The organism is Bacillus sp. ISL-77, from assembly GCF_018613105.1.
In genome coordinates this window covers 91,088-105,465 of the sequence record NZ_JAGGQY010000002.1, presented here as the reverse complement: position 1 = coordinate 105,465, position 14,378 = coordinate 91,088, and the positions used below count along the sequence as shown (strand labels likewise).

Here is a 14,378-nt window from a genome sequence, read left to right as displayed (position 1 = left end):
AGTGTTTGATATGTTTTGGACAATGGAAAAGCTAGAGAGAAGGATACAAGAACTAGATTCCTATCGTTATAGAAATATTCTGCCAGTGGCAGCGTTTCAAGCCCAAGATGATGTGGAAGGAAAAATTGCCGAAAAACCTCGTGAGGATGGGCCATGGAGGACGATGAATGTAGGGGATCGATGGGAAGGACGAGATCAATACATTTGGCTCAAAACGCTCCTGCCGATTCCTGAACAATGGGGTACTGAAACCATTGTTGGCGTGTTTGATTTCGGAAAAACAGGCGGTGGTAATAATTCAGGGTTTGAGTCCCTGCTCTACGTAAATGGAGAGCCGTATCAAGGAGTCGACATGAACCATCAGGAAGTATTTTTGGATGGAAGTACTGCAGGTACCACCATTGAAATGTGTTTCCGACTTTGGTCAGGGCTCGAAGGCGGAGGTAAACCGACCCTGCAGGAACATCAGTTGAAAACGGCTTTTATCGCCTGCCTGGATGAAAAGGTTGATGATCTTTATTACACCGCAAGGGCGGCACTCGCCACCATAGAGTATCTACAGGAAAATCAGCCGGAAAGGCAATCTTTATTAAAAGCCTTAGACAGGGCATTCCTTTTAATTGATTGGTCTGCGCCTGGTTCTGAAGGTTTCTATCATTCCCTTTCTGAAGCGCAAGCCGTTTTAAATGAAGAAATTGAGCAAATTCCGAATAACTACCCTGTAACCGTCACGGCGATTGGACACACCCACATCGATGTGGCTTGGCTCTGGAGGCTGAAACATACTAGGGAAAAAGCGGCCCGCTCGTTTTCAACGGTACTCCGTTTAATGGAGAAATACCCGGATTACGTTTTTTTACAAACACAGCCGCAATTATATGATTATATTAAAAAAGATTATCCTGAGATTTATAAGCAAATTGAAAAACGGGTTCAGGAAGGACGCTGGGAAACAGAAGGCGGAATGTGGCTGGAAGCGGACTGCAATTTAACGTCAGGCGAATCGCTTGTTCGTCAATTACTGTTGGGTACGAAGTTTTTTCGGGAACAATTTGGGAAGGAGTGCGAATATTTGTGGCTTCCGGATGTGTTCGGGTACAGCTGGGCCCTACCGCAAATTTTAGTGAAATCCGGCATTAAGACTTTTATGACAACGAAAATTAGCTGGAGTCAGTATAATCGGATGCCGCATGATACGTTTAAATGGAGGGGGATCGATGGAACGGAGATCTTAACTCATTTTATCACGACACCTGAAGATGACCGCTGGTTCTATACATACAACGGACAGATTACCCCCCGTTCTGTAAAAGGGGTTTGGGAAGCGTATCGTGATAAAGCTGTGAATCAGGAGCTGTTAATTTCCTATGGTTATGGGGACGGTGGAGGCGGTGTTAATCGTGAAATGCTGGAAATGAGAAGAAGATTAGACAAAATGCCAGGCTTGCCGGCTGTTAAGACAGGAAGAGCCGATGAGTTTTTCAAACGCCTTCATGAGACTGTAGACAATACAGATCAATATGTTCATACATGGGATGGAGAGCTCTATCTTGAGTATCACCGCGGTACATATACCTCTCAGGCCTATAATAAACGGATGAACCGTAAAATGGAGCTGATTCTTCGTGAAACAGAATGGCTCAATACCTTGAGCAGTATCCTTTCGGGTTCATGGTCAGCATATCCTGTCCAAGATTTGGAGGAAAGCTGGAAAATTGTCCTGCGGAATCAATTCCATGATATCATTCCTGGTTCATCCATTCACGAGGTTTATGAAGACAGTAAACTGGAATACGCACAAGCCTATGAGCTTGCAGTTAATGCCTGGAAGGAAGCTTCCCAGTCTTTAGGGATAAATGATGGGCAACAATCGTTCTCCATTTATAATTCCTCTTCGTGGCAGCGAAATGATACGGTTACAATTAACACCAATACGACCGGAGATTTATTGTGGAAGAACAAGACAGGGGAAGTGCTCGATGCTCAGCAAACCTCTGATGGGGCATGGCTTGTCAAAGTAGATGAGGTACCATCTCTCGGAAAAAGCTCTATTTTTTATGAAACGGGAACGAATGAGATCACTTCGTCGTTTACGGTATCTGGAAATGGTATTTCGTCCAACTTTTATGAGATTTCATGGAATGAAAATGGTCAGCTGGTAAAAATCTATGACAAGAAAAATCAAAGAAATATTTTAGCACCTAATGCGCGTGGTAATGTGTTCCAAGTCTTTGAAGATAAACCAATGCGATTTGATGCATGGGATATTGATCTTTATTACCAAGAAAAGATGAAAGAGATTTCGGCTTTACAAGAAGTAAACGTCATTGAAAATGGTCCGGTCCGTTGTGTTGTTGAGTTTACATGGGTTTACTCAAACTCAGTGATCAATCAGAAAATGGTCCTGTATGCTGCAAGTCCACGAATCGATTTTGAAACGAAGATTGATTGGCATGATCAAGACCAATTATTGAAGGTCGCTTTTCCTGTTGACATTCGGGCAACTGAGGCAACTTATGATATTCAGTATGGAAATGTAAAACGTCCAACTCATTGGAACACGAGCTGGGATTACGCACGATTTGAATCTGTTGGCCATCAGTGGGCAGACCTTTCTGAAAGAGATTACGGTGTCAGCTTACTCAACGATTGCAAATACGGACATGATATCAAAGATAATGTCATCCGCCTTACATTGTTAAAGTCGGCAACTTACCCTGATGTTGAAGCTGACCAAGGTGAACATTTGTTTACTTATTCGATCCTTCCTCATTCTGGAAGCTGGTATGAAGGAAATACTGTCCGGCAGGCTTGGGAGCTTAATAATCCATTGACCTATGCCGAGGGCCATACACAAAGTGTTTCATTGTTTCATGTTGCGGCTCGGAATGTCATGGTCGATGCCGTTAAAAAAGGAGAAAGCAATGATCATCTGATTATTCGCATGCATGAATTTGCTGGTGCAAGAGGAACAGTGGATGTATCAAGCGAATTCCGCATTGAATCATGGCAGGAATGCGACTTAATGGAAAGAGGTACCTCCGAAGTTAAAGAAAATCAGCCCTTTACATTTGAAATCAAACCTTACGAAATTAAGACTTTTATTGTAAAGTTAAAATAACAGTGTGGGAGCACGGGGACGGTTCTCGTGCTTCTGTTTGGAGCTCGCCGCGTGCTGGGCTCCTCTTGTTATTTTTACATATTGGGGGAATAGCGATGATAGGTGCAATTGAAGCTGGGGGAACCAAGTTTGTTTGTGCTGTAGGCGATAATAATGGCGGGATTAGAGAACGGATGGAGATACCGACAACTGTGCCGGAGGAGACCATCCCGAAGGTGGTTGAGTTTTTTAAACAATTTGAGCTGGATTCGATTGGGATTGGGTCGTTTGGGCCGATTGATGTAAATCAAGATAGTTCAACGTATGGTTATATTACCTCCACTCCTAAAACGGGATGGCGTGATTTTCCATTTGTCCAAGCCTTGAGAGAGTCGTTCGATGTTCCGATTGGCTTTAATACAGATGTGAATGCTGCGGCATTGGCGGAGGTACGATTGGGAGCGGCAAAGGGGCTGGAGAGTTGTTTGTATATCACGGTTGGAACCGGAATTGGGGCCGGGGCTGTTGTTCATGGGAGGATCCTTCAAGGGCTTTCTCATCCGGAGATGGGTCATATTCTTGTGAATCGTCATCCACGTGATTCCTATCAGGGAAAATGCCCTTACCATCAAGCTTGTCTTGAGGGTCTCGCGGCGGGACCCGCGATTGAAGAACGGTGGGGGAGCAAGGGCATCAACCTTGTTGAACGTGCGGAGGTGTGGGATTTAGAGGGATATTACCTAGCTCAAGCTCTCATGTCCTATATTTTAATTCTTTCACCGCAAAAGATAGTTATGGGCGGCGGGGTTATGCACCAGCAGCGAGTATTTTCTTCTATATATAAAAATCTGCCGGAATTTATGAATAGCTATGTTTCTCTACCAGATCTGAAGGATTATATTGTAGCTCCGGGTTTGGGTGATAATGCAGGGATCACTGGGGCGCTTTTGCTTGGGGATATGGCGTTGGGGAATTAACTGGAACACGGCGGGGGAGCATGGGGACGGTATTGCCGGCATTTTTATGACATAAACTTCATAAGAAACCGTGGAAACCGTCCCTGTGGCCCATTTTAAGAAATCTAAATTATTACGGAATGTCTTAATTGCCTTTTCGGCATTATCCCACTATTTTGGTAGTCTACTTCAACCTATTCAGTTAAGGAGAGATTCTCGCAGGGAGTCCCCTGATAGAGTAATGCTATGCCCAGTAAGAACCCCAGTATTTCATTTCTTTTAATATGGTATGTAAGGATTGTCCTTTTTCAGTAAGTGAATATTCAACAGTTACGGGAACTGTAGCGTGAACAGTCCGAATTAAAACACCATTGGATTCTAAATGTCTTACCGTATCGGTTAAGGCCTTTGGACTTATTTTTGAAATAGCTTTTTGTAATTCTCCAAACCGTTTTGTCCCTTCGAATAACTCTCTTAATACAAGAAAAGACCACTTTCCCCCAATTACACTAAGTGCTTTTTCAATGGAACATTCAATCACTAAAGGTTTCGTTTCTTTTACTTCGCTCATAGACTACCTCTTTCTAATTTATAGAAACTATAAATTTAATAGTAATTAATATATAGGTTAGTATAGCAAAAATATTTCAGTGGTTGTTGTTTAAATAAAGAAAACGTATACTTTTTTTGTGTAAGGGTTTTAATCATACATATTGAAAGAGTGGGAGATGAGACCAATGAAATACCGTAAGCTTGGAAAAACAGATTTAAATGTTTCCGTTGTTGGAATCGGAACTTGGCAATATGGCGGCGAATGGGGAAAAGATTTCACACAAAAAGAAGTAGATGAAATCTTAGACAAGGCCAAGGAAATGGGAATTAATTTGATTGATACAGCCGAATGTTACGGTGATCACCTTTCTGAAAAATTTATCGGCAGCTACTTAAAAAATCAAAAAAGGGAGGATTGGCTAATCGCAATAAAATTCGGCCATCATTTCCATGAATCCTTTACCCGTACAAATCATTGGTCCGCTGGGGAAGTAGTTAAGCAGTTAGACGATTCTTTAAGAGCTCTTCAAACAGACTATGTAGACATATATCAATTTCATTCTGGCAGTGATGACGTATTTCAAAATGACGAATTATGGACTGTTTTGGACAAGCAGATCGAGGCAGGGAAAATCCGTCATCTCGGAATTTCCATCGGTTCCAACGAGAATATCTACCAAACCGACTTAGCAACGGAAGTAAATGCCAGTGTGATTCAGGTTGTGTATAATCGGTTAGACCGTAAACCAGAGGAACATGTTTTTCCTTCCTGTGAACGGCAAAATCTTGGGGTCCTGGCTCGGGTTCCATTAGCAAGCGGTTATTTAAGCGGCAAATATAAGCCAGGTGTCGTATTTGATAAAAACGATGTTCGGAATAACCATTTACAAAGTGAAGTTTTAAAACAGCTTAAACTAGTGGAAGAAATTCAACGAAATGAAGTGCCTGAAGGAGTTAATATGGCTCAATGGGCACTTGCCTGGTGCCTAATGCATCCAGCTGTTACGAGTGTAATCCCAGGATGTAAAAATGTAGAACAAGTTGAATTAAATGCACGGGCTGCAGACTTAGAATTAGTATCAGATGAGCATCCACAAGCTGTGTTTAAATAGGGAGGAATTAACATGCCAAAAGTAGTTGTAACAGGTGGTAGCGGCCTTCTTGGTCGAGATGTGATAATAGAATTTTTAAATCATGGGTATGAAGTGGTTAATGCCGATATAAAGCATCCAAAAGAAGCGCTTTGTAAAACAGTGATTACAGACTTAACAAAGCTTGGCGAAGTTTATGGCGTCTTAGCAGGAGCTGATGCGGTTGTACATCTGGCAGCTATACCAGTTGCCTACTCCCATCCAAACGAAGTAACATTCCAAAATAATGTGATGAGTACTTATAATATTTTAGAAGCAGCAGGGACTTTAGGGATTAAAAAGGCGGTTATCTCCTCGAGTGAATCGTCCTATGGTATTTGTTTTTCTAAGCAAAATTTAGCACCGAAATATGTACCAATCGATGAGGAACACCCACAGCTGCCTGAAGAAAGTTATGGGTTATCGAAAATCGTAAATGAGAAAACTGCTGATATGATTCACCAAAGAACGGGTATGCAGGTTGTATCTATGAGGTTAGGAAATGTAATCTCGCCTGAGATGTATAAAAATTTCCCTAGTTTTATACATAAGCCTGAATTACGAAAAACGATTCTTTGGAGCTACATTGACACAAGAGACGCAGCAGCAGCTTATCGTTTAGCAGTTGAAACAGACGGACTAGGTTCAGTTCCTCTATGTATTGCTGCGGATGATTCGAGTATGGATATTGAGAGCATGCAGCTTATGGAAACATGTTTTCCAGAAGTGAAAGATTTCCGCAGTGATTTGACAGGATTTCAATCATTGTTAAGTAACGAAAAGGCTAAAAAGCTATTAAATTGGAAGCCTGTTCATCAGTGGAGAAATTATGTAGAGTTATAATTAATAATTTTCTATAAAATGGAAAAGGAGAGAGATATGTTGACAAAAAATTTACTAAGTACTACTACGTTAAATAATGGTGTAAAAATGCCTTGGCTGGGGTTCGGTGTTTTCAAAGTACAAGAAGGAGAGGAAGTAGTTAATTCAGTAAAGACTGCCCTTGAGGTCGGGTATAGAAGCATTGATACTGCTGCTATTTATCGAAACGAAGAGGGAGTAGGCAAAGCTATAGCTGAATCGAACGTACCTCGTGAAGAGTTATTTGTAACAACTAAGCTCTGGAACGGCGATCAAGGCTATGAATCTACCTTGGCGGGTTTTGAAACAAGTTTGAACAAATTAGGTTTAGACTATTTAGACCTTTATTTAATTCACTGGCCAGTACCTTCTAAAGGATTATATGTTGAGACATGGAAAGCGCTTGAGAAGCTTTACAAGGATGGACGCATCCGCGCCATTGGAGTAAGTAATTTCAATGTTAACCATCTCGAAGACCTTCTTGCAAACTGCGAAATTAAACCGATGGTTAACCAAGTGGAATACCATCCAGTCTTTAATCAAAAGGAATTACATGATTTTTGTAAAAAGAATGAAATCCAGCTTGAAGCATGGTCCCCCCTTATGCAAGGCGGACTTCTTAACGACACAGTCTTAGTTGAGATTGCAAACAAGTACAATAAGTCTACTGCTCAAGTGATCCTGCGCTGGGATATCCAAACAGGCGTCGTGTCTATTCCAAAATCAATCAAACCACATCGTATTGCTGAAAATGCGGATATCTTTGATTTTGAACTTACACAAGAAGATTTAAATCAAATAAGCACTCTTAATCAGAATAAGCGTCAGTTCGGTGACCCTGAAGTAATCGGCAGAGATTAATAGGAGGGAACTCTAAATGGAACAGCAAGTAGTCGTCATAACAGGTGCAACAAGAGGAATCGGCCGTAACACTGCTTTATTTTTTGCGAAAAAAGGATTTTCCGTGGTTGGAACTGGCAGAGATTCCGAAAAATTAAAAGAAGTTCAAACAGAGCTTGAGAAATTTTCTTCAGATCATTCGATGTTTTCTATGGATGTCACAAAGCAAGCGGAGGTCCAACTAGTAGTAGAAAATGTAATGGAAAAATATGGGCGAATTGATGTTTGGATTAATAATGCCGGTGCATTCATGGCCATTGGTCCTACTTGGGAAGTGAATCAAGAAGATTGGATTACTGATGTCTCTACCAACTTATTTGGAACTTTTCACTGTGTCCATGCAGTGGTCCCTGTCATGTTAAACCAAGGATTTGGAAGGATTATTAATCTAGTGGGCGGCGGAACGATTGGTGCATTTAAATATGGTAATGGCTATGGAACCTCCAAAACAGCGATTGCCAGATTAACAGAAAACCTAGTGGAAGAGTTAGCGGAAACTCCGATCAAAGTATTTGCATTAGATCCAGGCCTAAACGATACAGACATGACACGTTACCAGCGATATACAGGAGTAGGTCAAACGTATTTAACTGGCATCGAGTCATTATTCGAGCAAAACATTGATGTACCGCCGCATCAAGCACCACAGTATGCCTATTATATGGCGGCAGGGGAACTAGATGAGTATGTCGGTCGAGTCGTATCCGTTTATGATGATTTAGAGCAATTAAAAACAGTTGCTGCTAACGCAAGTGATTCCGACTTCTATAAACTGCGGTTAAAGAAATAAGTTCAAGTATTATATTTTAAGGAAACGCAGATTTATCTTTGATACCGAAGATAGATCTGCGTTTTTTTCAATATATAGGCGATAATGAGGACTATATGTAAGAGTTGAATAGACGGTGCCTGCCGACGTGCATCCCAAACGCACGCGGGAGAGCGCGCGTTGTGAAAATTATTAATAATTCGATGAACGGAACAGACCAATATGGAGAATAACAAGACAGGTGGGCTGCAAATGGACACCAATGATTTCAATAAAGAGCTCCATCACTATTACACAAAAATACGTGAAACGAATCATCCTTATTATTGGTATTGTTTGGCTAATACCCAGGCAAGAGCTGGATTAACTACTGAAGCACTGCAATCGATTGAGTTTGCCTTATCCTTTCCAAATCCTTTTCCTTCAAAGCACAAACTTTTAGAAATACGGGCGGGACTGCAATCAGCTGATTCTAGGCAAGTACAAACAAATGGTCCATCCATTGTAACTATAAAGAGAGGCGATATTGATGGAGACGGGATAAAGGATAATGTCTTTCTAACTGCATATAAAACTCCTGATAGTCCATTTTGGAAAGATATCACGTTGGTTGTCCAAAATGGGAGGACACATCACTATGATTCCATCCATTTTAAAAATAACTCTGGATACAACCCCACCCTTTTCCAAGGAGATTTTACAGGCAAAAAGGGCGATGATATTTTAGTGGTCATTGAAACCGGAGGAAGCGCAGGCACTATTTATGCGTATATATTTTCTTATATTAACGGTCAATTAAGGCAAATTTTTAATTCGGAAGTATTCAATGATTCCTACAAGTACGATGTGACATATGAAAATCAATACAAAGCAAAGGTCATCAGTTATCATCTCAAAGAAAAGTATATTCTTGACCTTACTTATAAGGGGAAGGAATATTTATCGGAAATTTATAGCCCCCAAGGTATTTTAAAGGCTCCCATTAATGGGTGGGTTAACCCTTTATCTGGTTTGTACCCGATTGATTTTAATAGGGATGATATTTATGAGCTCGAAGCGTATCAGAGGATAGCCGGCAGGTACAATGCTGACAATCTGGGATATGTACAAACCCTATTGAAATGGAACGGTCAGGTGTTTGGTCCTGACAGGCAGACAGTGGCAATGTCGGGTGGGGAAATGTAAAAAATGGACTGAAAGTAGGATTTATTAGAAATTTCAAACAGGTAAAAGATTATCATTTTCAGAAAAAATAGAACACTCACCCAAAAGGATGAGTGTTCTATTTTACATTACGGTAGGAAAGTTTTTTAAATATTCCTCTAAATGGAGTTACTTTTCTTTCTTAAATAACATGCAAGCTGCAGTTTCAGAACCAAGAGACTTAAAAGCCTTGATGACAAGCATAAGATTAATTAAACAATAGATGAACTAACTAGTGAATATTTACTCCTTGGCATTGGTGAAGGTAATAATAGGAAAAAGAGTGTTAAGTTTCTTCACAAAGTAGTTTACAGAATATTTAAAATTATTTAAGTTTGAATAAGCTCTTAAAAAATAAATACAGAGGAGGTGAATAGAGCTTATTGGATAAAAAGCTCAAACTACCAAACCATTAGCCTACTAACCAATCAGAAGAATCTTCGGAAATGAAAGTTGAACTATAAAATGAAGGAGATGAAAAGATGACAAAATCCATTGAAAAAATGAAATTGAATAATGTTATCACAGGGTGGGTGGATGATCATGCAGAGGATTTAATAGATTGGTCGACAAAAATTTGGAATTACGCCGAACTTGGGCTCCAAGAATATCAATCCTCGAAATTGTTAGCAAACAAGCTAGAAAAAGAGGGATTTTCCATTGAAATGGGAATCGCAGGTATGCCAACCGCATTTGTTGCGACGTGGGGGAAAGGGAAGCCTGTCATTGGGATATTAGGTGAATATGATGCATTACCAGGTCTTTCTCAAAAACTAGGGGCAAAAAAAGAGCCGATTATCCCAGAAGCCAGCGGTCATGGATGTGGACATAACATTTATGGAGTCGCTGCGGCAGGAGGGGCGATTGCGGCTAAGGAATGGATGGAAAAAGAAGGAATGGATGGGACCATTAAATTTTACGGCTGTCCTGCAGAAGAAACCCTTGTTGGAAAGGTCTTTATGGCAAGGGATCATGTTTTTGACGATGCAGATGTTAGTTTAACCTGGCATCCCAATTCGTTGAATTCATTATGGGCAAGCAGCTCTTTAGCGATGAATTCGGTCAAATTTAATTTCTATGGAAAATCGGCTCATGCTGCTGCCAATCCAGAAGCTGCGAAGAGTGCCCTTAAAGCTGTTCAATTAATGGATATTGGAGTCAATTTTTTACGCGAGCATTTAATTGATCAAATACGGATTCATTCAACAATCACAAATGGCGGAGGTGCACCTAATGTTGTTCCCGACAAGGCTCAGATTTGGTATTACATACGCGCACCACACCGGTCAGAAGTGGAAGTAACCTATGAAAAATTAATCAATATTGCCAAAGGCGCCGCCTTAATGACGGGAACGGATTATAATATTGACTTTATTACAGGATGTTATGATATGCTCCCGAATAAAGTTCTAGGACAAGTTTTACTGAATAACTTGAAAAAAGTGGGAGCTCCATCCTTTGATGAAAACGATATGAAACTAGCAAAAGAACTGACCGATTCCTTTGATCAAGGAATGAAGGAAGTAGTTGTAAAAACATCGGGTGCCCCTAATAATCTGCTAGACAAAATTTTGCATGATGAGGTGATCGAACCTTACGATGAAGGAAAATGTATGTCTGGGTCTACAGATGTCGCGGATGTTTCATGGAATATCCCGACAGCGCAATTTACAACAGCTTGTGCACCAATTGGGACGCCCGGACATTCTTGGCAAAATGTTGTCGCCGTAGGATCCACTATTGGTCAAAAAGGAATGATAACTGCTGCTAAGGTGATTGGTCTAAGTGTTGTGGAATTAATAGAGAATCCTAGTTTGGTCGCCCAGGCACAAGATGAATTCAGGAACGAAATAAAACATAAAGGGGGCTATGTGTCTCCATTACCTGACGGGATTAACCCACCAGTTCCATCTATTTAGAACCATTGTTTTTATAAAAAAATAAACTATTTCCCGAAAGGAGATTTATGATGAATAATCAAAATCTAAACGATTTAAGAAATGAAACAAAAAATGCTATTTCAAGTGCCATTGAATGGTTAAAGGAATATTTAACATTCCCGACTATTTCTGCACAAAATACAGCCATTCCAGAAACGGTCCGTTTTGTTGTGAAAATGATTGAAGAGGCAAAAGGGGAAGCCGAGGTTCTTGATGATTTAGGCGGCAACCCCGTCATTTATGGTTTTTTTCCAGCAGGAAGTAATGGTGATTCGACGAAAACTTTACTCTTTTATAACCACTATGATGTGCAGCCACCCGAACCACTTGATGAATGGATCTCTGAACCCTTTCAGCCTACGATTAGGGAGGGGAAATTATTCGCTAGAGGGGTTGCCGATAATAAAGGAGATTTGATTGCTAGATTAACAGCGATTAAGGTATTACAAAAAACGCAGGGAGGATTGCCCTGCAACATTAAATTTTTAATTGAAGGGGAAGAGGAAATTGGCTCCCCGAATCTTACACCATACCTTGAAAAATATCGTGATCGCTTTAAGGCTGACGCCTGTATTTGGGAATTTGGAGGAAAGGACGAACAAGACAGAATCAGCATGGTTGCCGGCATTAAGGGGATGGCTTATTTAGAGCTGACTTGTGCTGGTGCCGATATAGATATGCATTCTTCTGTTGGAGCGTATGTAGATAATGCGGCATGGAGATTAGTCCAGGCGCTTGCTACAATGAAAAATCAGCAAAATGAAATTTTAGTAGAGGGTTTCTTTGATGGCATTGAGGAGCCTTCCGAAGCAGTAAAACAATCTGTCCGTTCCTTGCCATTCAACGTGGAGGCTGTATCGAACCTTTATGGATTAAAAAGGCCGCTTATTACAGCAGCAAAAGGACAAGACCCAAGGGCCGCAATGGTCTTACATCCAACCATGACAATTTGTGGATTAATAAGTGGATATACTGGAGAAGGGGCGAAAACAGTTCTTCCTAAAGTGGCAAAGGCGAAAGTGGATTGTCGTTTGGTACCTGGTCAAGATCCAAATCATATACTTAGCTGTATTCAAAAGCATTTAGAAAAGCACGGATTTTATGATATCGAGGTCACCCTTGTAAATGGGCAGAAGGCCTACCGGTCTGACTTTAGTCACCCATTTATCTCTCATGTCATGGAAACGGCCACAGAAGTGTACCAAAAGGAAGGGATTTTAGCCCCTAATTCTGCTGGCACCGGTCCGATGTTTGAATTCGGTAAACAGCTTCAGCTGCCAATCGTTAGTACAGGGGTGGGCTGGGTTGGATCAAAGGCACATGCCCCAAATGAATCTATCAAACTACAAGATTTTGAAAACGGAATCGTCCATATGGCTTATATGCTTCTAGGCTTCCCTGAGTCGTTAAACGCTTCCCAGGAGAAACTAGAAGGCATAAAATAATCCTGTTTTCAAAGAAAGCAATGTTCTCCATTGAGAGAACATTGCCTTTTTATTATATGGAAGAAAACCTACCACAGAATTTTCCAGTAAGATAGAAACCGTTTACTTTATGAAAAGAAAGGGAAAGAAAGCGCTTATTTTTTAATTTTAATATTCTAAATTGTCAGAATAATAGATTGACGCTTGGAAAATTCTTCATTATACTCAGTGACATAAAGGTTACATGTCATATTAAATAACATCAAATGTAATCTAGTAACATCATAAAAGGTAAACGGAGGGATTTTTATGATTAAGGATTGGCATTTTCAATTGGAAGAAATGTACGAGCAGATGGTAGTGTGGAGACGGTATATGCATGAAAATCCAGAACTGTCATTCCAGGAAGTGCACACACCTAAAATGATTGCAGAAATTTTATCTGACTTTGGAATTGAGGTAAGAACTAGTGTTGGCGGAAGAGGGGTAGTCGGGTTGATTAGAGGGGCGAAGCCGGGGAAAACCATTGCCCTTAGAGCAGACTTTGATGCCCTTCCGATTCAGGATGAAAAGGAAGTTCCTTATAAATCCAAAGTACCAGGTGTGATGCATGCCTGTGGTCATGATGGCCATACAGCCACATTACTCGCGGTGGCAAAGGTGTTAAGCGAGAATCGTGAACAGTTATCCGGAAATGTCGTGCTGCTTCACCAGCATGCGGAAGAATTAGCACCGGGCGGAGCGATCGCGATGATCGAGGATGGTTGCTTAGATGGAGTGGATGCGGTGTTTGGAACACATCTAGCATCGGGTGCACCGCTCGGCACTTATTTAGTCAAAAACGGTTATACCATGGCTGCAGCAGATGCCTTTAAAATCAAGATCCAGGGTAAGGGTGGACATGGATCCTCACCGCATGAAACCATTGATGCCATCGCAATCGGCGCACAAATAATCAACCAGCTCCAATACATCGTGAGCAGACGGGTCAATCCACAACATTCCGCCGTTGTATCAGTCGGTTCCTTCCATGCAGGAAATGCATCGAATGTCATCGCAGATTCAGCCGTGTTAACCGGAACGATCCGATCGTTTGACAAAGACGTAAGAGTTCAAATCGAAGAAGAGTTCAGAACGATGGTGAGTGGCGTATGTTCCGCATTCCATGCTGAATATGAAATTGAATATAACAACGGTTATCCGGCTCTGTATAATCATGAGCGTGAAACTGAAGTTTTTAAAGATATCGTGAAAAATACATTAGATGAAGGCATGCTTGTAGATATGAACCCAATCATGGGTGCTGAAGATTTTGCTTACTATTTGCAGGAAAAACCAGGGATGTTCTTTCATACAGGTGCACGAAATGAAGAAATAGGAGCCGCCTACCCACATCATCATCCAAAGTTTGATTTCGATGAAAAAGCGATGATCTATGCTGGGAAAGCACTATTAAGCATTGTCCATCAATATACGGTAGAGAACGTGGAACAGATTCTCGAGGAACCTGCTTATTAAATCCAAGTTAGAAGAAGTTTAAGAA

General features: G+C 40.9%; 11 protein-coding genes. 10 read left to right on the top strand and 1 reads right to left on the bottom strand.

Annotated features, from left to right (window positions below):
• Positions 1 to 10: 10 nt before the first annotated feature.
• Together J7E77_RS00580 and J7E77_RS00575 are read left to right on the top strand one after the other, a co-directional pair.
• On the top strand, positions 11 to 3,121 hold the full coding sequence (locus J7E77_RS00580; RefSeq protein ID WP_214711655.1) for an alpha-mannosidase: 3,111 nt from the start codon (positions 11 to 13) through the stop codon (positions 3,119 to 3,121).
• Positions 3,122 to 3,216: 95 nt separating this feature from the next.
• Entirely contained in the window at positions 3,217 to 4,077 is an 861-nt protein-coding gene (locus J7E77_RS00575) for an ROK family protein (protein ID WP_214711653.1), read from the top strand.
• Between the two features lie 223 nt (positions 4,078 to 4,300).
• On the opposite strand, the gene J7E77_RS00570 is transcribed toward J7E77_RS00575, so the two are convergent.
• Entirely contained in the window at positions 4,301 to 4,627 is a 327-nt protein-coding gene (locus J7E77_RS00570; protein WP_214711651.1) for a winged helix-turn-helix transcriptional regulator, read from the bottom strand.
• 166 nt (positions 4,628 to 4,793) lie between these two features.
• On the opposite strand from J7E77_RS00570, the gene J7E77_RS00565 reads away from it, so the two are divergent.
• The 8 genes from J7E77_RS00565 (at position 4,794) to J7E77_RS00530 (ending at position 14,353) form a co-directional block, all read left to right on the top strand.
• Complete coding sequence (locus J7E77_RS00565) at positions 4,794 to 5,720, top strand: aldo/keto reductase (protein ID WP_214711649.1); 927 nt, start codon at positions 4,794 to 4,796, stop codon at positions 5,718 to 5,720.
• Positions 5,721 to 5,732: 12 nt separating this feature from the next.
• Positions 5,733 to 6,581 (top strand): NAD-dependent epimerase/dehydratase family protein, encoded by an 849-nt coding sequence (locus J7E77_RS00560; protein WP_214711647.1) that lies wholly within the window; start codon positions 5,733 to 5,735, stop codon positions 6,579 to 6,581.
• Positions 6,582 to 6,617: 36 nt separating this feature from the next.
• Positions 6,618 to 7,460 carry an aldo/keto reductase gene (locus J7E77_RS00555; RefSeq protein WP_214711645.1) on the top strand — a complete coding sequence of 281 codons (843 nt, stop codon included), beginning with the start codon at positions 6,618 to 6,620 and terminating at the stop codon, positions 7,458 to 7,460.
• 16 nt (positions 7,461 to 7,476) lie between these two features.
• Positions 7,477 to 8,289, top strand: a complete 813-nt coding sequence (locus J7E77_RS00550; protein WP_214711643.1) for an SDR family oxidoreductase — start codon at positions 7,477 to 7,479, stop codon at positions 8,287 to 8,289.
• Positions 8,290 to 8,520: 231 nt separating this feature from the next.
• A complete protein-coding gene (locus J7E77_RS00545) occupies positions 8,521 to 9,453 on the top strand; it encodes a VCBS repeat-containing protein (protein WP_214711642.1) in 933 nt (310 codons plus the stop codon).
• 500 nt (positions 9,454 to 9,953) lie between these two features.
• Positions 9,954 to 11,390: an amidohydrolase gene (locus tag J7E77_RS00540; protein WP_214711641.1), complete on the top strand. Its 1,437-nt coding sequence runs from the start codon at positions 9,954 to 9,956 to the stop codon at positions 11,388 to 11,390.
• 50 nt (positions 11,391 to 11,440) lie between these two features.
• The gene (locus tag J7E77_RS00535) at positions 11,441 to 12,856 is read left to right on the top strand and encodes a M20/M25/M40 family metallo-hydrolase (RefSeq protein ID WP_214711640.1); all 1,416 of its coding nucleotides are present in this window, start codon (positions 11,441 to 11,443) and stop codon (positions 12,854 to 12,856) included.
• Between the two features lie 288 nt (positions 12,857 to 13,144).
• Positions 13,145 to 14,353 carry a M20 family metallopeptidase gene (locus J7E77_RS00530; RefSeq protein ID WP_214711639.1) on the top strand — a complete coding sequence of 403 codons (1,209 nt, stop codon included), beginning with the start codon at positions 13,145 to 13,147 and terminating at the stop codon, positions 14,351 to 14,353.
• Positions 14,354 to 14,378 lie beyond the last annotated feature (25 nt).